The 20,589-nt window shown below is 39.8% G+C and carries 23 protein-coding genes and 1 tRNA gene; 10 read left to right on the top strand and 14 right to left on the bottom strand.

The annotated features are described in order from the left end of the window. Positions 1-82 precede the first annotated feature (82 nt). From BCM40_RS16495 to BCM40_RS11340, 3 genes are all read left to right on the top strand, one after another. Positions 83-226 (top strand): hypothetical protein, encoded by a 144-nt coding sequence (locus BCM40_RS16495; protein WP_008429789.1) that lies wholly within the window; start codon positions 83-85, stop codon positions 224-226. A gap of 147 nt (positions 227-373) precedes the next feature. Continuing rightward, positions 374-1,102 carry a thermonuclease family protein gene (locus tag BCM40_RS11335; protein WP_065525829.1) on the top strand — a complete coding sequence of 243 codons (729 nt, stop codon included), beginning with the start codon at positions 374-376 and terminating at the stop codon, positions 1,100-1,102. Between the two features lie 82 nt (positions 1,103-1,184). Further along, a tRNA-Val gene (locus BCM40_RS11340) sits at positions 1,185-1,256 on the top strand. A 232-nt stretch (positions 1,257-1,488) separates the two neighbouring features. Here BCM40_RS11340 and BCM40_RS11345 read toward each other — a convergent pair. The 7 genes from BCM40_RS11345 to BCM40_RS11375 all read right to left on the bottom strand — a co-directional run bounded on the left by BCM40_RS11345 (position 1,489) and on the right by BCM40_RS11375 (position 8,551). Beyond that, complete coding sequence (locus BCM40_RS11345) at positions 1,489-1,920, bottom strand: hypothetical protein (protein WP_065525828.1); 432 nt, start codon at positions 1,918-1,920, stop codon at positions 1,489-1,491. 301 nt (positions 1,921-2,221) lie between these two features. Beyond that, complete coding sequence (locus BCM40_RS11350) at positions 2,222-2,584, bottom strand: YolD-like family protein (RefSeq protein ID WP_065527682.1); 363 nt, start codon at positions 2,582-2,584, stop codon at positions 2,222-2,224. Positions 2,585-2,598: 14 nt separating this feature from the next. After that, a complete protein-coding gene (locus tag BCM40_RS11355) occupies positions 2,599-3,858 on the bottom strand; it encodes a Y-family DNA polymerase (protein WP_197681425.1) in 1,260 nt (419 codons plus the stop codon). A gap of 383 nt (positions 3,859-4,241) precedes the next feature. Further along, positions 4,242-6,275 carry a TRAP transporter permease gene (locus BCM40_RS11360; protein ID WP_065525826.1) on the bottom strand — a complete coding sequence of 678 codons (2,034 nt, stop codon included), beginning with the start codon at positions 6,273-6,275 and terminating at the stop codon, positions 4,242-4,244. After that, positions 6,265-6,789 (bottom strand): DUF1850 domain-containing protein, encoded by a 525-nt coding sequence (locus tag BCM40_RS11365; RefSeq protein WP_065525825.1) that lies wholly within the window; start codon positions 6,787-6,789, stop codon positions 6,265-6,267. Before BCM40_RS11365 ends, BCM40_RS11360 begins: the two co-directional genes overlap by 11 nt. 77 nt (positions 6,790-6,866) lie before the next feature. Further along, positions 6,867-7,841 (bottom strand): TAXI family TRAP transporter solute-binding subunit, encoded by a 975-nt coding sequence (locus tag BCM40_RS11370; protein ID WP_065525824.1) that lies wholly within the window; start codon positions 7,839-7,841, stop codon positions 6,867-6,869. A 125-nt stretch (positions 7,842-7,966) separates the two neighbouring features. Beyond that, entirely contained in the window at positions 7,967-8,551 is a 585-nt protein-coding gene (locus BCM40_RS11375) for a phosphatidylglycerophosphatase A family protein (RefSeq protein ID WP_065525823.1), read from the bottom strand. A 103-nt stretch (positions 8,552-8,654) separates the two neighbouring features. Between BCM40_RS11375 and BCM40_RS11380 the strand changes: the two genes are divergently transcribed. The 3 genes from BCM40_RS11380 (at position 8,655) to BCM40_RS11390 (ending at position 10,399) form a co-directional block, all read left to right on the top strand. After that, the gene (locus BCM40_RS11380; protein WP_065525822.1) at positions 8,655-9,377 is read left to right on the top strand and encodes an alpha/beta hydrolase; all 723 of its coding nucleotides are present in this window, start codon (positions 8,655-8,657) and stop codon (positions 9,375-9,377) included. A gap of 65 nt (positions 9,378-9,442) precedes the next feature. Continuing rightward, the gene (locus tag BCM40_RS11385) at positions 9,443-9,961 is read left to right on the top strand and encodes a YjcG family protein (protein WP_065525821.1); all 519 of its coding nucleotides are present in this window, start codon (positions 9,443-9,445) and stop codon (positions 9,959-9,961) included. Continuing rightward, on the top strand, positions 9,962-10,399 hold the full coding sequence (locus BCM40_RS11390; RefSeq protein ID WP_065525820.1) for a GNAT family N-acetyltransferase: 438 nt from the start codon (positions 9,962-9,964) through the stop codon (positions 10,397-10,399). It begins immediately after the preceding gene. Positions 10,400-10,446: 47 nt separating this feature from the next. Here BCM40_RS11390 and fabI read toward each other — a convergent pair whose 3' ends face one another. Next, positions 10,447-11,217 carry an enoyl-ACP reductase FabI gene (fabI, locus tag BCM40_RS11395; protein WP_065525819.1) on the bottom strand — a complete coding sequence of 257 codons (771 nt, stop codon included), beginning with the start codon at positions 11,215-11,217 and terminating at the stop codon, positions 10,447-10,449. Between the two features lie 79 nt (positions 11,218-11,296). Next, positions 11,297-12,667 (bottom strand): magnesium transporter, encoded by a 1,371-nt coding sequence (gene mgtE, locus BCM40_RS11400; protein ID WP_065525818.1) that lies wholly within the window; start codon positions 12,665-12,667, stop codon positions 11,297-11,299. A 102-nt stretch (positions 12,668-12,769) separates the two neighbouring features. On the opposite strand from mgtE, the gene prpE reads away from it, so the two are divergent. Then, positions 12,770-13,507, top strand: a complete 738-nt coding sequence (gene prpE, locus BCM40_RS11405) for a bis(5'-nucleosyl)-tetraphosphatase PrpE (protein WP_065525817.1) — start codon at positions 12,770-12,772, stop codon at positions 13,505-13,507. On the opposite strand, the gene BCM40_RS11410 is transcribed toward prpE, so the two are convergent. Genes BCM40_RS11410 through BCM40_RS11425 form a run of 4 tightly spaced genes read right to left on the bottom strand, consistent with a single transcriptional unit; the run spans position 13,504 to position 16,276 of the window. After that, complete coding sequence (locus tag BCM40_RS11410; RefSeq protein WP_065525816.1) at positions 13,504-14,379, bottom strand: RluA family pseudouridine synthase; 876 nt, start codon at positions 14,377-14,379, stop codon at positions 13,504-13,506. The two genes, prpE and BCM40_RS11410, sit on opposite strands and share 4 nt — an antisense overlap. Before the next feature lie 5 nt (positions 14,380-14,384). Further along, positions 14,385-15,191 carry an NAD kinase gene (locus BCM40_RS11415; protein ID WP_065525815.1) on the bottom strand — a complete coding sequence of 269 codons (807 nt, stop codon included), beginning with the start codon at positions 15,189-15,191 and terminating at the stop codon, positions 14,385-14,387. Further along, entirely contained in the window at positions 15,188-15,865 is a 678-nt protein-coding gene (gene yjbM / locus BCM40_RS11420; protein ID WP_065525814.1) for a GTP diphosphokinase, read from the bottom strand. Before yjbM ends, BCM40_RS11415 begins: the two co-directional genes overlap by 4 nt. Positions 15,866-15,886: 21 nt before the next feature. Beyond that, positions 15,887-16,276, bottom strand: coding sequence for a UPF0738 family protein (locus BCM40_RS11425; RefSeq protein WP_065525813.1), 390 nt, complete (start codon positions 16,274-16,276; stop codon positions 15,887-15,889). A 111-nt stretch (positions 16,277-16,387) separates the two neighbouring features. On the opposite strand from BCM40_RS11425, the gene BCM40_RS11430 reads away from it, so the two are divergent. From BCM40_RS11430 to BCM40_RS11440, 3 genes are all read left to right on the top strand, one after another. Further along, positions 16,388-16,978 carry a CYTH domain-containing protein gene (locus BCM40_RS11430; protein ID WP_065525812.1) on the top strand — a complete coding sequence of 197 codons (591 nt, stop codon included), beginning with the start codon at positions 16,388-16,390 and terminating at the stop codon, positions 16,976-16,978. A 100-nt stretch (positions 16,979-17,078) separates the two neighbouring features. Then, positions 17,079-17,477 (top strand): globin domain-containing protein, encoded by a 399-nt coding sequence (locus BCM40_RS11435; protein ID WP_065525811.1) that lies wholly within the window; start codon positions 17,079-17,081, stop codon positions 17,475-17,477. After that, on the top strand, positions 17,474-18,271 hold the full coding sequence (locus tag BCM40_RS11440) for a ClpXP adapter SpxH family protein (protein ID WP_065525810.1): 798 nt from the start codon (positions 17,474-17,476) through the stop codon (positions 18,269-18,271). The genes BCM40_RS11435 and BCM40_RS11440 overlap by 4 nt, the downstream gene beginning before the upstream one ends. Before the next feature lie 471 nt (positions 18,272-18,742). Here the strand turns inward: BCM40_RS11440 and pepF are convergent, their stop codons facing one another. Continuing rightward, the gene (gene pepF / locus BCM40_RS11445) at positions 18,743-20,551 is read right to left on the bottom strand and encodes an oligoendopeptidase F (RefSeq protein ID WP_065525809.1); all 1,809 of its coding nucleotides are present in this window, start codon (positions 20,549-20,551) and stop codon (positions 18,743-18,745) included. Between the last annotated feature and the right edge of the window lie 38 nt (positions 20,552-20,589).

A 20,589-nucleotide genomic window follows, 5' to 3' on the forward strand; every position in this document is an offset into this window, starting at 1 on the left:
CACAATGTTTGTTTATTAGTGTAACCTTTAGGGGTATAGAATAGTCAAACAATACCATTACAATTTCGAGGGAGGAACTTTTATGAATGAACAGGCAAAATGGTGGGAACCTATTTTCACAGGTGAATTAGAAGTAGGGGTCAATAAGGAAAAGTTAGAAAATGTAACCGAAGAATCTCTTCTGTATTACACGGAAACCCAAGTACCTTCGGAGTCTGCACTTTAATTGATGAGACTAACCCCAATTTATCACTTACCTACATAGCAACGCCTTTTCAATTATTGATTGAAAGAGGCGTTTTATTATGCAATAGAGTCGATTGCCAGGCTAGTCGATTGTTCGTATAATGAAAGAACGAAAGCAGGGGTTGCAATGAAACTAAAAGTCATATTACTAGCTTTGTTTTTTTTATCAGGCTGCGGAATGGTCGAATCCATTGATACACCCAACACAACCGATCAAATAGATGTGGAAGTAACACAAGTCATTGATGGCGATACCATTAAAATTATATATGAGGGCGAAGAAGTAACTGTTCGTTACTTATTGATGGATACACCGGAAACCAATCATCCGCGCTTAGGCGAACAACCGCTTGGTAAAGATGCTACGGAAGAAAACAAACGAATTATTGAATCAGGTGACGTTTCTATCGAGTTTGATGTTGGCGACCGCTTTGATGATTATGATCGATTGCTTGCTTATATTTATGTGGATGGCGAAAGCGTTCAAGAACAAATGATTAGAGTGGGATTGGCTCGAGTCGCATACGTATTCCCGCCAAACACACGTTACCTTGAGCAATTCGAACAAGCAGAACAACTTGCGAAAGAAAATAAAGTTGGCATTTGGCAATACGAAAATTACTCAACCGACCGCGGATTCAATGCAGATGCATACGGACAAGAACCAGCTGCTAATACGTCCCCTTCTGCTGGACAACAACCAGATGAATGCAATATTAAAGGAAATATTAACCGTAACGGCAATAAAATCTACCATTTACCAAGTGATTCTTCCTACGAACAAACCAATCCAGAAGAATGGTTTTGCTCTGAACAAGATGCACAGGATGCAGGATTTAGAGGCGTTGGACAGTAGACTGAAAGGGCTTTTTCTCTCTTTTCATTAGTATTGACTTTTTCTACGGACGAGCTATAATTAAATTTGTCCTGGAAATTGAGGTCTGTTAGCTCAGCGGGAGAGCACTTCGTTGACATCGAAGGGGTCACTGGTTCGATCCCAGTACAGACCATTGATTATTACGTTGTACTTTACTCGTTTTTCGAGTGAAATACAAAACTCCTCATTCTGTAAAGTTCAGAATGAGGAGTTTTTTATGTCTATTTTTCAGCAAAAGACGAGCGTTACTAATAAAATGATTTAACTTTTCTTGGATTTGGAAAATAACTCGAATTTTTCTCACTTTCAGTGACAACACCACATTGCAGCTGGGGCAAAGAAAATGCGCACATAGAATTGACGACTTATTCTGATGAATAATGCTTTTCTACTACAGAAAAAATTTCCTTAATAGTTTCTTCCTCATCTTTTTCTAACCTGTGAAATTTAAAGGCAATAGACTCGGCTGAAGTATTTATGGCTGGCCCTATATTTTTATCACGCCGAAATGTTGTGACCTTTTCTAGATTTTCTCTCAAATAATCTGCAAGATTGCTTCTCTTAAACCGAAGACTCACTTTATCGGGTTCTTTTTCTAAATGTTTATTACTTCCTTCATATTGAATAGCTCCGATATAGCGTTTCCCTAACCTTAAAGACTCTTCATTCTCAAAAAGTTGTAATGTTTCTTTGGCGTTTGCCCAATGAACATATAGACTAGCTGCTTCTGCTTGCCTTTGGATATAGTGAAACAAAGGGGTTACTTTAAAGTTCTTTCCTTCAACCGAATTAATCATATACCTTCCTCCTTATTGTGTATTTATTATACTCAATGTCAGATTACTGGTTCGCTAATTAATAGTCAATAAATAATCTTAATTTTCAGAATACTTTAGGCAGTGAATTTATTAAAGATAACTTCTAGTTTTGAAATTTAAAGAGCACTCTTTTTCTCGCCTACTAAAAATGAGTTTAAACTACATCTCCACTCTTCTACTTTCTCGTAAAAGTGAGCTAAGAAGCTATTAATTGAGACTTGCGTTACCGGAGTATCTTTGCTCTAAACCGCAACGCCTTGAATATTGTAGTTATAGCTTGCTACTCAACCATCACAATCGAAACCACGCGATCTATCGGCAGCCTATGTCTTTTTTCTCCTTCTTTACAAATAAGGATGCGACTTCTTGCATCGATGCCTTCAATCGTCCCTCTATACTCATAAACCACCCCTTCCTCCCAGTTTTTGAGTACCACTTCACATTGGCGCTTTAATGCAATATCCAGTTCTTCTTGGAGTAGCTGTAAGTCATCTTCAGTTAACTGTGGCTTTGCTACTAGTTCATCTTTTGCGTACCATTCTCGAATCATTTCGACATGCTCTGGCAACATTAACGCGGTCCACTTAATACGCCCGCGATCTTTAACGTCTCCTACGACTTTTAAATATTTATTGTGTTTCACTCGACCCATCCCCTTTACTCTTTATTGTGTCCGCCGATTAACTTGGTTCGGGCGATGGCAGTACCTGCTTGCGTAGCAGATATGCCACGGTAGATTGCTGAATAGCCATAGCGTTTTCGAATTGTGTCCATCGCTTCTCCAAGTTGTCTGTTTTCAAACTTTTTTTCATCAAACAAACTGAGCTGCATAGATGATTCTTCTTCTAAATTGCTAATAGCCAGTGAAATTTGCCGTACCGGTTTGTGTTGGAAATGCTCTCTGAAAAGACTTTGACAAACACGGTACATCTCCATGGTGTCATTCGTAGCTTCGTCTATAGACCGCGAACGGGAAAACCCTCCTCCAAACGCTGTCTTGCTATAGGCAATACTCAAATGGATAGTTCGCCCTGCACGTCGAGCTTGCCGTGTTCGCATTGCGACGTCCTCACACATCTCTAGAATAATGGTCATGATGTCTTGTTCTTCTATGTAGTCTCTATACAAAATCTGTCCTTTGCCATAGCTAATTTGGCCTTCGACTAAGGGTGATCCCATATCCGAAAGATCGATGCCATTTGCATGTTGATAGAGTTGATTGCCCATAATACCAAATTGTTTTTCTAGAACAGAAACGTCGGTACACGCTAAATCTCCCACTGAAAAAATGCCCATAGTGTTTAAGGTTTTCTCTGTTCGAGATCCGATCCCCCACATTCGACTCAGTGGTTGGACTGGCCACAATTTCTTCGGAACATCGCTATAGCCCCAATAAGCAAACCCTGTATTTTTCCCTTCTAAATCCAATGCTAACTTCGCCAACAACATATTTGGCCCTCCGCCCACTGAGGATGGCAGTTTAAAAGAGTCTAATAATTCTTGCTGAATACGGCGCATAGTAGATTCGGGTGGTCCCCATAGTTTCTCGGTACCGGTCAGTTCGATAAAACTTTCGTCAACACTGTAAATATGAATCGATTCTTTCGGCGCATAACTTGCCAACAATTCTGTAATCGCCATAGATTTTTGCAAATACAATTTCATTTTCGGCTCTACTAATAAAATATCTTGATGATTTGGAATTTCAAACAGCCGCGTACCTGTCCTAACACCAAAACGTTTTTTCATCATTGGCGATGCTGCTAGTACTACACTGCCTTTTCGTTCCTGATTCCCGACAACTGCAAGACAAACTTCTAGAGGGTCCAGTCCAAGCTCAACCGCCGAAACACTCGCGTAAAAGCCGCACATATCGATGCAGAAGATAGAAGCTTTCGGTAGTTCCTGCTTCTTCATCATACTCACCTCTCAAAAGGGAACGTTTGTTCTTATCTTATACCACGTTTTCCTACTCGGCAATCCTTTTTGAAAAAATAAAAAATCTATAACATAGGTATCAGCAAATTTTTCTCTATTCGCCAAAATTTCTAACAACTTTACATTTTCCGGTGAACAAGATATGATGAATCTAGTAACAAGTTCGACATCCATCATTCTTATGAGATTTCAACAATCAGTAAGAATTATTGGGTGCCAAACCCACTGCAAGCTTTAGGAACAAAGTTTGCTTTGAAAAAGTCATCACTTTCGAGTGATGGCTTTTTTCGTTTATTTAAGGAAAAGGAAAAGAACGCAAAAAGAAACCGGTCAGGCTAGTGCCTGACCGGTTTCTTTTTAGTTTATACTTCTGCTGTTTTACTAGGTTTTTTATCACGTGCCATCCATTGGATACCAAACAAGATAAGAAATAACACGGCTCCAATAATATCAGTCATGCCTTCTGGATAAATTAAAGCTAATCCAGTTGCAAATGTGATAATGCGTTCGAACCAGTTAAGCTTACGATACCAATACCCGATCAATCCGGCACCAATTGCTACCATCCCGGATAACGCGGTAATCAATACCCAGATCAATTCTGGCCAAGTCGTATCAATCATTAACAACGACGGAGATAAAACGAACATATACGGAATGATAAAGGCTGCTGCTGCTAATTTAGCTGCAGTAAAACCAGTTCGTATTGGCTCGCCGCCTGAAATACCTGACGCGGCAAATGCTGCAAGTGCAACAGGTGGTGTGATATCGGCAATAATACCAAAATAGAAAACAAACAAATGGGCAGATAATGCGACCACAAGTGGGACTGCTGCTCCAACTGGCTCATCTAACATTAACAGCGTAATAATAGCTGGTGCTGCGATAGTAGACGTAATAACATAGTTGGCAGTTGTCGGTGATCCCATACCTAGGACAATCGCTGCTAACATCGTGAAGAATAAAGTTAACAAGACATTTCCGCCTGATGCTGAAACCAATCCGTTTGCCAAACTTAAACCAAGTCCAGTCTTCACAACGACCCCGACAATAATCCCGGCTGCTGCAGTTGCTGCTGCGACCGCTAATGCCGTTCTTGCACCATCAACTAAAGCTAAAATCATATCTTTAAAGTTCAAGCGTGTTTCTTTATTAAAAGCACTTACAAATATCGTCAGTAAAATTCCGTAAAGTGCTGCTTGCATTGTTGGCACACCAATCAATAAAAAGACGATGATGGCAACAATTGGCGAAAGTAAGTAGATTTTTTTCAATACTTCTTTACGATCCGGCATTTCTTCTGGGGAAAGCCCTTTCAAGCCAATACGTTTCGCTTCAAAGTGGGTCATAATCCAAACACCTGTAAAATACAAAAGCGCTGGTATCGTTGCCGCTTTGGCAATTTCCCAATAAGTCACGCCTCCGATAAATTCTACCATCAAGAAGGCTGCTGCTCCCATAATTGGTGGCATTAATTGTCCACCTGTAGAGGCTGCTGCTTCTACCCCTCCGGCAAATTCTTTCTTATAACCTAACTTTTTCATCATCGGAATTGTGTAAGAACCTGAAGTTACAACGTTAGCAACCGAGCTCCCAGAAATCGTCCCTTGCAGGGCACTTGAGAAAATCGCTACTTTTGCTGGTCCCCCAACTAAATTCCCGGCTAATGATACGGCCAAATCATTAAAATATTGGCCTACTCCTGTTTTGACTAAAAATGATCCAAATAACAAGAAGGTGAATATAAAAGTAGCCGAAACGCCGATTGGTGTTCCGAGCACACCATCTGTTGTATAGAACATCAGTTGAACAAGTGATTCTAAATCCTGGCCTCTGTGACGCAAGAAGCCTGGGAAGTAAGGTCCGAAAAAGGCATAAGTTAAAAACAAACTAGCAATAATGGTAATTGGCATACCAACAGCTCGCCTTGTCGCTTCTAATGTTAGAAGGACGGCTAAAATACCAACTATTAAATCTAATTCAGTAACGCGCCCAAGACGGAATACTAAATCGTCATACATGATTGGCCAATAAGCAGCTACTCCAACTGATAATAATGCCAGAATATAATCATACCAAGCAACTTTATGACGAGCTCCTTTACGTTTACGAGCTGGGAATAACAGGAAAATTAAGGATAAGGCAAATCCTAAGTGAATCGACCGCTGAATATACGCAGTATACTGTCCGAAAATGGCAGTATAGAGTTGGAACAAGGAAAAAGCTAATAATCCAAAAAAGACCACATGTTTAATCATTCCGCTTAAATCTCGCGTATTGGATTCAGGATCGTATTTCTGTAAAATTTCCTTTTGCTTTTCTTCTGAGATGTAAGACTCGTCCTCTGGCGGAAGCTTTTGTTGCGTGCGCTCTTCTGGAGGTAACTTATCGCTCATCAATTTTCACTCCTTTTCTTAGTTGAAAAAGGGATACATTTTCTACTCGAAACGTGTACGACTTTCCTCTTTCAAGTGTCTTTTTTAAATCGATCCGGTGCCCTTTAGTTTTGAATGACAAGTTCGCATCTACATCCCCAACAAATAAACGAAACTCCGGGATTTCTCTTGTCATATTCTTGATAAAGTATTTACCATCCCTTTCGACAAAGGTCTCGCCTTCTCCTGCATTTGAAGGCATACCGATATTAAAATCTTCGTATTCAAGCTCTGTCATCATCAACTGATCGTTTCCTGTTATTTTGTAGCTTTCAATAACTTCTGATAAGTGAATCGAATGGGTATATATGATTTGAAAAAACCGGCTTTCTACCGGCATATATGCCGCAATGTCTTCAGTCTCATTATCGATAAACACATAATATTTTTGGGAAGGGGTGAATGCGATTAAGGAGCTGATTAAGATGAGGGCAATCATTAAAAGAAGAATTTGTTGTATCCGGTTAAACCGCATAATCTATTCTCCTCCATCTAAAAAATAAATAACTGACGACAAGCTTGCGCTTTATCGTCAGTTACTCGCTCATTCAATTAATTTACTTCGTCAAAATATTTTTGCGCTCCAGGGTGGATATCAATACCGATTCCATCAAGAGCCGTTTCTGATTTAATAAATTCTGCTTTTGCATGCTGAATTTGATCTGTGTTTTCATAGATTGCTTTTGTAATGTTGTATACAAGATCTTCTGAAAGATCGTTTTGTACAACTAACATCGCTAAAACTGAAACTGTTGGAACTTCTTCAGTTAATCCATAAATACCAGATGGCACAGTATCATGCGCATAGTAAGGATATTTCGCGATCAATTCATCAGCTTTGTCTTTTTCTACAGGTACGATCACTACGTCTGAAGTAGCGCCAAGGCTTTCAACTGCGCCTGTCGGAGTACCAGCAGTGATAAATGCTGCGTCAATTTGACCTGACTGCAAGCTTTCTTGTGACTCACCGAAGTCAAGGTTTTGTGCATCGATATCATCCATTGTCATACCATGAATTTCTAACAATTGTTCTGCGTTAATATAAGTTCCTGATCCAGGTGCACCAACTGAGATTTTCTTACCTGCTAAATCATCAAATGAAGCAATTCCTGAATTTGAAGTTGTTACTAATTGAATCGTTTCCGGATAAAGTGCACCGATAGCAGAAACTGTATCGATTACTTCGCCTTCAAACATATTTGATCCTTCAGATGCGTAAAATGCTGTATCTGTTTGGACAAATGCAATTTGTGCATCTCCATCAGCCAGTGCAGTCATGTTCGCAGCAGATGCTTGTGAAACTTCAGCAGTTGTATCCAAGCCTGTTTCAGTTTCAATGATGTTGGCCATTGCGCCACCTAGTGGATAGTACGTTCCTGTTGTTCCACCAGTTAGAATGCTAAGGAATTCTGGATCTGAAGATCCTCCGCCTTCGCCTTCTGTTGCTGTGTCATCTCCGCAACCTGCTAAAAATACAGATCCTGCAAGAGTTACTGCAGCAAATAAACCAAATTTCTTGTTCAACATAAAGTGACCTCCCTTTTCTCTAATAACCTACGATGTTTCAACTTTATAATACCATTCCTTTCTAGCTAGTTTCAATGTATTTTGCAAATACAACCGCTTACAGAAAGAACATTTAGAATACTTCTTTACGTTTCTGCACCTTCTACATGTGTTTCAGGTGTCGTCTCTTCTGGAGCCAAATCTTCAAACGTCCTACCTTGCTCTTCAAGATCGCGCGTACGATGGGCAATACGAGCTGATGCACAAGCAGCGATACTAGCTACCAAATCATCTAAAAAAGTGTGAACATGATCGCCATATTTTGTATCTAGTTCATGAATAATGCCAGTTTTATTTTTATCTAAATGACCAAAGGTTGTAACTGCGATACTGCCATAAGTTAACACCGCACCTAATCCAATCATTTCATCAACGCCGAACAACCCTTCATCCGACCCGATAATTTGTTGAAGCGGACGGGATAACTTCCCCTGTTCTGCTAATTCATCGAGTTCAATCCCTACTAATAGGGCGTGTTGCATTTCACGTTTACGTAAAACACTTTCCACTGATTCCAAACAATGTTCGATTTTAAGCCCTTCATTGTAAGGGAGTTGCATATCCAAAACGATTTTGGCTATGTCTTCATTTGTTACGCCTCTTCTTTCTAATGCTTCATGTGTCGCTTTTCTAACGTCGTCAGAATGAACTTGGAACTTTGCACCATCCATGTCAAAAACCCCTTCCCTCTAATTATTGGTGTTCTCTTTCCATTATACCTTGAACATTCATTATGGTACAATTTTCTTATAAAACACTAGAGGAGGCATATAAATGACTACTGGAAAGGTAGAGGACTTATCCATCTACAGCAAGGAACTTCAAGAAGACATGCAATTGCTCGTCTATCTTCCTGCCAATTTTTCGCCCTTATATAAATACACGCTGGTCATCGCTTCTGATGGAAAAGATTATTTTCAATTAGGACGAATTCCTCGAGTTGTCGATGAGTTATTGGAAAATCGCGAAATCGAGAACATTATTGTTGTCGGCGTTCCATACAAGAGTGTAGAAGACCGAAATCGAAAATATGAGCCTACTGGTGAACAGCACAGTGCCTACTTACGTTTTCTAGCGCATGAATTGGTACCTTTCCTAGACGAAAAGTACCCAACCTATCAAGTAGGTATGGGGCGTGCTTTGATTGGAGATTCTTTAGCAGCAACCGCCTCATTAATGGCTGCTTTAAAGTATCCGAATATTTTTGGGCGTGTGATTCTTCAATCACCGAAAGTTGGCATGGAAATGCTGACTGCAGTAGAAGCTTTTAACTCGGCTAACTCGTTTACGGTTTATCACGTTATCGGAAAAGAAGAAACAGCTGTAAAACTAGGGTCTGGCAAAACTGCAGACTTTCTCGAGCCAAATCGCCAATTAAATAATTTAATGAAAAATAAAGGGTTTTCGGTCTTTTATGAAGAATTTGAAGGAGACCACACTTGGAAGCATTGGCAACCTGATTTAAGACGTGCCCTTATTCAAAACTTCGGCATGTAAAAGCTTAGGATGCTCCAAGGGAGTAAAATATTCAGATGGTTATTATAGACAAGGAGGTCGTTTAGATGAAATATGGAGTAGCAGCTTTCCCTTCAAAAAAATTACAAGACATCGCCAACTCGTATCGCAAACGTTATGACCCGCATTATGAATTGATCACTCCTCACATGACATTAAAAGATCCATTTGAGGTGGATGCAGCTGATGTTAAGGCTATGGCAGAAGAGATGCAAAACATTGCAAAGCGCCATAAACCTTTTAAATTACATGCAACTCGCGTTAGCACATTTTCTCCGGTTAACACCACTTTGTACTTTAAAGTAGAACCGAACGAAGATATCGAGGCTTTACACGAAGATTTGCATTCTGACTTTTTCGGTGGAATGCCAAAACATTCATTCGTACCTCATATCACTATCGGACAAAAACTGTCTGATACAGAGCACGCTGATGTTTATGGCCAATTGAAAATGGTCGGCATCGACCACGAAGAAATTATTGACCGCATCCATCTACTTTACCAACTGGAAGACGGTTCATGGACAGTGTACGAGACATTCCGTTTAACGGGAGATGATCAGTAAGTGTTTACAGTGAAGATAGCTGAAAATCAATTGGAAAAAGAACAAGCCTTTGATGTTCGCAGAAAAGTATTCGTAGAAGAGCAACGTGTCCCTCTCCATATTGAAATGGATGAACATGATGACGATGCGATTCACTTTATCGCTTATCAACTTGAACAACCAATTGCTGCCGGCCGTATTCGCGAAGTAGAAGTCGGTCTTGGAAAAGTGGAGCGTGTATGCGTTCTTCCTGAATATCGAGGGCAGCATATAGGCGTCATGATGATGAATGGGATGGAGGAGTATGCTCAGTCTAATGGGATTTTCAGACTTAAATTGAATGCGCAAACTCATGCTCTTGCCTTTTATGAAAAACTTGGCTACGAAGTTACATCAGACGAATTTATGGACGCCGGTATTCCTCATAAATCGATGGAAAAAGCCGTAACAGTCGAATAACACAAAAGCAGATCAACCGATAAATCGGTTGATCTGCTTTTTCGTTTTTATAAAATATGGAACCCACTATCAACGTGAATGGTTTCGCCTGTAATTCCGCGAGACATATCACTAAACAAGAATGCAGCTGTATCGCCAACTTCTTCAGGAGTTGTGTTGCGACGTAGTGGTGCTTTTTCTTCAATTTCATGCAAAATTGAATTGAAATCACTCACACCTTTTGAAGATAATGTGCGAATCGGGCCTGAAGAAATCGCGTTCACACGAATATTATGCTTACCAAGGTCTGCCGCTAAATAACGTACCGACATTTCAAGAGAAGCTTTCGCCACACCCATGACATTGTAGTTTGGCATAACGCGTTCCCCGCCAATATACGTTAATGCAACAATACTGCCACCTTCTGCCATCAATGGCTTTGCATTTTTGGCGATATTCGTTAATGAATAGGCACTAATATTATGTGCTAACAAAAAGCCATCTCGTGACGTATCTGAAAAATCGCCTGCCAATTCTTCGCCTTTTGCAAAAGCGATACAATGTGCCAGTCCGTGGATTGTTCCCACTTCTTCTTTAATTGTTGTAAAGCATGTAGCTACTGCTTCATCATTTGTAACATCACAAGGCAAGATCAACTCATGATTGCCTTCTAGAGTAGCAACTAAATCCCGCACAGATTTTTCAAAGCGCTCTCCTGCGTATGTAAAAATTAAGTTTGCTCCCGATTGATCTAACGAACGTGCGATTCCCCAAGCGATACTCCGTTTGTTTGCTACTCCCATAATGACAAAAGTCTTTCCTTTTAATGATATTGACATGTCCATTCCTCCTGCGTCTGTTGTTATTACCTGGTACTAATAATACCTCATAAAAAAGAAAAGTGCAATTTGCACTTTTCTAAAGACGCCCTAAAAATGTCGTAGCTAAACCTAAATAGATTAAAATTGAAATAATATCGTTTAACGTTGTGATAAAAGGTCCAGATGCGACAGCCGGGTCAATCTTCATGCGATGAATAACTAACGGAATAAACGAGCCTGCTAATGTGGCAACAAAAATAGAACTCGTAACGGCCGTCCCAACTAGCATTCCAATTAATAATTCACCTTTCCAAAAGTAAACCAATCCCACAACAACTATTCCACAAACAATACCGGTAATAAGACCCGTACCCGCTTCACGGAACAATAATTTCATTTTACTCTCTTCTTCAATGTCACCTGTCGCAATCCCTCGAACTGCTACTGCTAAAGCTTGCGTTCCACTATTACCAGCCATCCCTGCAATAAGTGGGATAAAAACAGCTAATAACGCTACTTGGTCTAAAGTAGCTTCAAACATCCCCATTAAGTTTGCCGTTAACATCCCTAAAAACGTCAGCAAAATTAACCAAGGGAGTCGCTTTTTAGCAGCAGTTAACGAACTTTTATCAAACGTATCCATGTCAGATACGGCTGCGAGTTTCGAGTAATCATCAGATGCCTCTTCTTCTAGTACGTCAATAATATCATCGACCGTGATAATTCCTAACAAATGCTGTTGAAAATCCACAACCGGTAAAGCTAGAAAATCATAATCTTTAATCATGCGAGCTACTTCTTCTTGGTCTTCACTAACGGAAACACTAACTACTCGCTCGTTCATGATGGCACTAATCAATGTATCTTCTTCTGCAAGGATTAAATCTCTCAACGTGACAATACCTGAAAGTTTCTTTTCATCATCCACAACAAACACATAATAGATGGTTTCGGCATTGGGTGCAGCGTTTCGGAGAATATTCATTGCCGAACGAACAGTCGAGTTTTTCGGAATTGCGACAAATTCTGTCGTCATAATCGATCCCGCTGTATATTCCTCGTAATGGAGCAAATCTTTTATTTGACGTGCTGAATCTTTGTCCATGATGGTCAAATAACTTGCTACTTGTTCTTTATTCAACTCATTTAAAACATCAACCGCGTCATCTGTATACATATAAGACAGTAAGTCTGCAGCATAACGCGCGTCCATTTCTCGGAACAAATCTTCGTAATCGTCATCATCTAATTCAATCGCTTCAAATAGATCCGCCATCTCTTTAGGAGAGAGATACTGATACAGCAATTGCCTTGTATCGGAATTAGCCTTTTCGTAAAAACTTGCTTGGTCGTATGGATGGTGCGATAAAAATTCTTCACGGAAATCTTTGACGTCACCGCGGATAAGTAACTCAGCAAATAGAGCTTCGTTTAACTCTTCATCACGTACTACTTTTTCTTCCATCATGTATACTCCCTCCTTTCGAAGATCTTCTATGCTTGCTATAGTAGTCTAAACGCTACACCATCGTTATGTATAGTGAATTTTTAAAACAAAGAGGTGTGTAAGATGAAATTTGATATTATCGGGGATATTCACGGCTGTTACCAAGAATTGCTACTGCTCATCGAACGTTTAGGCTATCAACAACAAGGCTCCATTTTCGTTCATCCTGAAAACAGGAAACTCGCTTTTGTTGGTGATGCAATGGACCGCGGTCCTGAATCATTGAATGTTTTGCGCTTACTGTTTGCATTACAAGATGAACATAGCCTTTACTATTCGCCCGGCAATCATTGCAATAAACTGTACCGTTTTTTCAAAGGACATCCTGTTCAATTGGCTCACGGGCTAGAACAAACTGTAGCTGAATGGGAACAACTGCCTTCTTTAGAAAAACTACAATTCAAAAAACGCTATCTCCATTTTTATGAGCAACTTCCGCATTACCAACAGTTTGACAATGATTTAATCATTGCTCATGCTGGTTTAAAGGCCGAAATGATTGGTAAGCCATTGAGCAAAGGCATTGCAGTATTCGTCTTGTATGGTGATATCACCGGAAAATTCCATTCTGATGGCCGACCTGTTCGGCGTAACTGGGCCAAATCTTATAAAGGACATAAGTGGGTCGTATATGGTCATACCCCCACTGAAAAGCCTTATTTTATCAACAATACTGTCAATATTGATACCGGTTGTGTTTTCGGTGGTGCCCTTAGTGCTTTTCGTTATCCTGAAAAAAACATCGTATCCGTTTCTTCTCTACAACCGTATCAACCTGACCGCTTTTACGTTTACGATTAAAGCAAAGAGTGCATATCGTGATTTAATGAAGAATGGAAAATGAGCGGTTCTCCCGAAACCGGATGAATTAACTCGATTTCGGTACAATGGAGTGCTTGACGATTTACTAAATCTCGTTTTCCACCATACAAATCGTCCCCAACTAAAGGATGGCCAATATGAGCCAAATGAACGCGAATTTGATGCGTTCTTCCTGTATTCAATTGCAAGCTAACGTGTGCATAGCCTTGCAAGTTTTGGAGTACACGCACTTCTGTTTCAGCAAATTGGCCGTCTTCACGCACTTCCCGTTCGATAATGCTCGTATTTTTCCGGCCGATTGGAGCCGTTATCGTAAATTCAGTTTTATCAATTTGCCCATGAACTAATGCCTCGTACCGCCGTTTCATCTTTTTCTCTTGCTGCTGCTGAGAGATCATATGGTGAATGTGGCGGTTTTTTGCTATGCAAACAAGTCCAGAAGTATCGCGGTCAAGTCGAGTAGCGATATGCAAAGTTGAAGGAATGCCATGGTCATTAAAGTGTTTCGCTACAATATTCGCTAAGCTTCCAAAAGGATGCTCACGAGATGGAATGGTATTTTGCAACGGTGGTTTTTCTACGATAAGTAGCACTTCATCTTCGTAAACAATGTCTAGGTAACCATCTTCTGCAAGCAAGCCTTTGCCATGTTCTTCATTCGGAAAAATAACGGTTACAGCATCGCCTTTTTCTAGGACATGCCTAACCGTCACTTCTTGATCATTGACTAAAATCTGACCACCGCCATATTTAACAGAAGCTAGCGTCCGTTTTGAGATACCCCAAGCTCCTAACGCCTCACGAAGCAAACCTGAATGTTCAGCGGTATATGTTAATTGAAAAGGTTTCATATCGTTCACTCTGAAAGCTCGCTATCGATAAATGAATCGTGGACGCGTTCCCAGAATGGGAATGCACGGAAACGAGCAAAACGAACTTTTTCATCAGCCACTCTGTATTCGATCGACTTTACATCTTTATGAAGCAATTGCAAGTGGTCCACAGTTACCATGAAATCAGGCGCTTTCACTGGTCGTAAGGCGCATCTGTGATGAGCAGGCAAAACTAATGGCGATCCCACTGTTCGGAAAACCCGGTTGTTTATCGATGCCATCTCTGTTAACTGCATAGCTTGCAATGAGGGATGAATAATGGCGCCCCCTAACGCTTTGTTATAAGCGGTACTACCTGAAGGAGTTGACATACACAATCCGTCTCCTCTAAAGCGTTCGAAATGACTTTCGTTTAAAAAGACATCCATTACTAATGTTACGTCAGGCGATTTTACAGTAGACTCATTTAAAGCTAAATACACCGCCGGATCGTCTAAGTTTTGGTAATGGATACTCACTTCTAATAACGGATATTCAATTACTTCATATTCTTTTTTAGCGATAGACAAAACTAATTTTTCAATTTCGATTGGTTTCCAATCAGCATAAAATCCAAGGTGGCCTGTATGAATCCCAACAAAGGCAACATCGGCTAGTTTTTCACTGTATTTATGAAAAGCATGAAGTAAAGTTCCGTCCCCGCCAATCGATAACACAACATCTGGAGATTCCTCGTTCCATTCCATGCCAAAATCCTCTAGGTAATCCTTGGCAGTAGCCATCAATTCATTGGATAATTTGTCCGTTCTCGAGATGATATAAAATTTCATCGTTCCGCTCGACCTCCCTCTCTATCGCTTCGAAAATGCGTTCCAGGTGATTCTTTAAACTCAGTGAAATAAGCTTGTGCTTCTTGAATTTCGTCCCGTATTTGCGACATTTCTTCGTCTAATTGGAATGCCGCTTCCGCAGCACGTTGCAGTCGATTTTTTATCTCTTCTGGAAAAACACCTTTATATTTGTAATTCAAGGAATGCTCAATTGACGCCCAAAAATTCATCGCTAATGTACGTATTTGAATTTCAGCTAAAATCAATTGCTCGCCATTAATTGTTTGAACTGGATACTCGACAATGACATGATACGAACGATAACCACTTTGTTTTTCATTCGAAATATAATCTTTTTCTTCGATAATCCGCAAATCTTTTCGTTGCCTTAACAAACCAACGACAGTTTCAATATCCCCTACAAACTGACACATCATGCGAATTCCAGCGATGTCTTGTAACTGATGAGCCAATTTCTCAGAAGGTTCAAATGGAATGCCTTTTTCTAATGTTTTATCGTAAATACTAGCCAAAGGTTTAACGCGTCCAGTAACAAACTCAATTGGCGAATTTGTATTTTCATTTTCGAACTGACTGCGCATCCCTTTAAATTTCACTTTTAATTCGTCCACTGCTTCTTTATATGGCGCTAAAAAACGATTCCATTGACCCATCTCAAGTCCTCCTCACTACTATTAAGATCGTGAAGCAAGTGCCTCATGAAATGTTTGCTCTACAGCAGTACGGAACTTTTCACCGTAATTGTCGTTGCCTTCTATGTTTTCCACGAGCATTAATAGCTCCTCGTGAAACTCTGCGAGTGGCATAATTTGTTTGCCCCATTTCAAAAGCGGAACATTTTTCAATTCTAGCGCTTTGGTCATTGCCGACCATGTATGTATTGCAAACTGAACATATATATAATCTGTTCCTGTGTCCAACAAGTAAACAAACGCTTGGTTATCTGAATCTGTAAGCATTTGACCAGATGCCTCAAGTGCTTCTGTTGGTTCACTTTCTTCAATGATAAACTCAATTTCATTCTCCGTAATTTCAGTTCTTTTTACTGCCACAAATTTATGCAAATCGAACCTTCCTTTCTGGCTTCTTAATAATGATATTTTACCACAGCTCTGTCATTCGTTGCAGTTTGCACTAAACTATCCGATAATGAAATTACTAGAGAGGTGCTTCCAATGACAAAAGAACTCGAAATCGAATTTAAAAACATGCTGACACGAGAAGAATATAGCCGTTTACTTGAAGACTTTACGGATTACCATCAAGGTCCTGTAACGCAGCACAATCATTATTTTGATACGGCTGATTTCCGGTTAAAAGAGCAGCTCAGTGCACTCCGGATCCGCAATAAAAATGAACAATTTGAATGCACATTAAAAATACCCGCTCCTGTGGGTCATTACGAAATCACGGATCCATTAACTAAAGAGCAAGCACAACAGATGCTCACATTAAAAAGCTTTGATGCAAATGAAGTGGCGCAAGCTCTTCGAACACTAGATGTGTTGCCCGCACAGTTAAATCTGATTGGAACATTAACAACTCATCGCGTAGAATTTGATTTTCTGGATGGATTATTAGTACTCGATCATTCGGAATACAACGGACAAGAAGACTTTGAATTGGAATTTGAAGTTTCTGATGAAAAAATTGGGCGTCACCAATTTTTAAATTTCTTAAAAGAACAAGAAATTCCAGAACGTCCAGCAAATAAAAAAATAGCACGTTTTATGAATTCTGCTCTGAATTCTACTAAAGACCAATAATTTTTTATCCTATTTTTCCCATGTCATCAATCGATTTGTTTGAGATATTCGGGATCCGTTGGTAGAATGTATTTACAGCTAAAGCAAAGGAGACACGATGATGACTGGAAAACCGATTATTCCGTACGATGAGATTGGTGCGGAAACATTATCACAGTTAGTCGACGCATTTTATGCTCGCGTAGCGGCACATCCAAAGCTGCAGCCTATTTTTCCAAATGACCTTTCAGAAACCGCCCGTAAACAAAAACAGTTTTTAACTCAATATTTAGGTGGCCCGAATATTTATTCAGAAGAACATGGTCATCCGAGACTAAGAGCAAGACATAATCCATTCTCCATCACCCCAGCTAGAGCCCAGGCTTGGTTAGAGTGCATGAGTGAAGCAATGGATGAAGTAGGACTAAGCGGGAAATTCCGTGAAACCTTATACAACCGACTCGTTTTAACTGCCCATCACATGGTCAATGAGTCTGATAGTGAGGAGGAGTTGGAGTGAACAACTTAGATTTGGTCGAAGAAGTTCACGAACCTGTGAATACTTTTAAGCCTATGGAACTGTATGTTTTCGTAGATCCCTTGAACCCAGACTGCTGGGAGCTGCAAGGAGTTATTCGGAAGTTACAAATTGAATATGGACATTATTTTTCGATGCGAATTGTGTTAAGCACACAATTAGCCAATTTAAATAAAAACTTTTTATCTGCAAATATCGACACGGAAAACTTGACCCATCCTGTGTTGCCTTCTGTCGCTATCAAAGCAGCAGAACTTCAAGGAAAACGTTCAGGAAATCGTTTCTTGCACAAATTACAAGAACATTTATTTCTCCAATCAAAAGATGTTTCTTCTTACAGCGTTTTGTTGGAAATTGCGGAAGAGGCAGAACTTGATCAGGAAGAGTTTAAATCGGACTTCCATTCTGTACATACCGCAAAAGCGTTCCAATGCGATTTACAGATTACCCGTGAAATGGAGATCAACGAAGTGCCGAGCATTGTCTTTTTCAATGAATGCATTGAAGACGAAGGGGTAAAAGTATCTGGACTTTATTCATACGATGTATACCAAACAATTTTACAGGAGATGATGGGAGAAGAAAGCTTGAATCGTCAAACCCCGCCTCCTCTAAATGACCTTTTCACTAAATATACGACGATGGCTACTAGAGAAATTGCTTCTATATATAATATTTCGGAACAAACAGCAGAGTGTGAACTAAAAAAACAAGTATTGCAACAAAAACTAGAGCGCATCTCAATGCCAACAGAAACTTTATGGAAAGTGAAATAACCTATCTCCCACTTTTGGGAGATAGGTTATTTTTTTGTAGCTTATGGAGATGTCAAATTAGGTTTCGACAGTATTTTTTGGATTCGGACAGTATTGTATGTGATTTCGACTGTATTTCTACGATTCGGACAGTATTCATGCTCAACTGGACAGTATATCCATTAACTAGGAGAATCACGCGATTTATTTTAGAAAAAGTGAAAGGCGCCTTCCACGTCCGGAAGGCGCCTTTCTATATTACACAAAGGGGATGGGAGAAATGTTCACGCTCAAACAAAGGGGTGTATGTTTGTATGTGATTTATTTCACAACGTAATCTTATCACGGAATAATAGTTAAATCAATAATTCACAAGCGGTTTCACAAATTCGTCATAATTGCCTATTTCTCTCTTATCGAGAAACAGCAAGACATTATTTTAAAATAACAAAAAAGCAACAACCTCATAAGGCTGTTGCTTTTTTGTTAGCTTTATTTATTCAATAAAAGCTTTTCAAGTTCATTTAATTTTTGTTCAAATACCATGCACGCTTCCTCGACTGCTTTCGACTGAGTCATGTCGACACCTGCTTTTTTCAACACTTCAATCGGATAATCTGAGCTTCCAGCTTTTAAAAATTCATTGATATACCGGTCGACTGCAGGTTGCCCTTCTTCAAGGATACCTTTGCTAAGTGCTGTCGCAGCACTAAACCCTGTTGCATATTGGAAGACGTAATAATTATAGTAGAAGTGTGGAATTCGCGCCCACTCCATGCCAATTTCCTCATCGGATACTACATCAGGTCCGTAATATTTTTGGTTTAATTCATAATAAACTTCTGTGAGACGGTCTGCCGTTAACGCTTCGCCATCTTGGTCCATTTTATGGATCAAATGTTCAAATTCTGCAAACATCGTCTGACGGAACACTGTTCCACGGAAACCATCTAGCCAGTGGTTTAATAAGTAAATACGCTCTTGGTCGTCGTCAGTAGACTTCACCATGTACTCATTTAATAAAGCTTCGTTTGTAGTAGAGGCTACTTCTGCTACAAAGATTGAGTAATCGCCATACACATATGGCTGATTTTTGCGTGTGTAGTAACTATGAACGCTATGTCCAAATTCATGCGCTAATGTATACAAATTATCTACGTTGTCTTGCCAGTTCATCAAAATATACGGGTTGGTACCATATGCACCTGATGAATAAGCTCCACTACGCTTACCTTTGTTTTCTTTTACATCTACCCAGCGATTGTCGATGCCTTCTTTAACAATCCCTACATACTCTTCACCTAACGCTTCAAGGCCATTAAGCATGACCCCTGTCGCTTTTTCATATGGCATGTCCATTTTCACTTCTTTAACCAACGGCGTGTGTAAATCCCACATATGAACTTTATCAAGTCCAAGTACTTCTTTGCGTAAAGCTGAATAGCGGTGCAATAAGTGAAGATTATTATTCACGGTTTCCACTAAATTGTCATAAACCGCTTCTGGAATATGATCATCAGCTAAGGCTGCTTGACGTGCCGATTCAAATTTACGAATTCGTGCACTGACATTATCTTTTTTGATATTACCTGACAAAGTGGAAGCAAACGTATTGCGGAATTTGCCGTATGTTGCATAAACAGCTTTAAATGCATCTTCACGAACACGGCGGTCCTTACCTTCAAGGAAACGAATATAATTACCATGTGTAATTTGCACTTTTTCCCCTGACTCATCTTCGATTTCTGGGAATTCAAGATCGGCATTATTTAACATACCAAACGTTTCTGAAGATGCGCGACTTACTTCTGACATTTGCGCTAACAAAGATTCTTGCTCTGCTGGCAAAACATGCGGACGCATTGAATTCAATTCTTCAAGAGCTTGCTTATATAAACTCAACCCTTCATGCTTTTCTACATAGTCATTTAATACAGATTCTTCAATCGCTAAAATTTCTGGTGTCATAAATGACAGCCCAGCTGATACTTTTGCAAACAATGATTTAATCCGGCTATCTAATGCTTGATATTTAGAATTAGTTGTATCTTGGTCGTAACGCATATGCGAATACGTATAAAGACGTCTTAAACGCTCTGTCAATTCATCACGGTAAACCATTCCTTTGTATAGCGCTTCCGCACTATCGCCTAACGTTCCTTGGAATGATTCTGCTTTGTTACTAAGAGCTGACACTTCTGCAAACTCTTTTTCCCAAAGTTCATCAGATTCAAATATATCTTCTAATCTCCAAGTCAATTCTGTTGGAACTTCTTCTCTTGTTAATACTTTCTCAGCCATCTAATTTCCTCCTCTATCCCGTTCTTTCGGGAAACGAA

The sequence above is a fragment of the Planococcus donghaensis genome, from assembly GCF_001687665.2.
In the GTDB taxonomy this organism is placed as follows: Bacteria; Bacillota; Bacilli; order Bacillales_A; family Planococcaceae; genus Planococcus; species Planococcus donghaensis.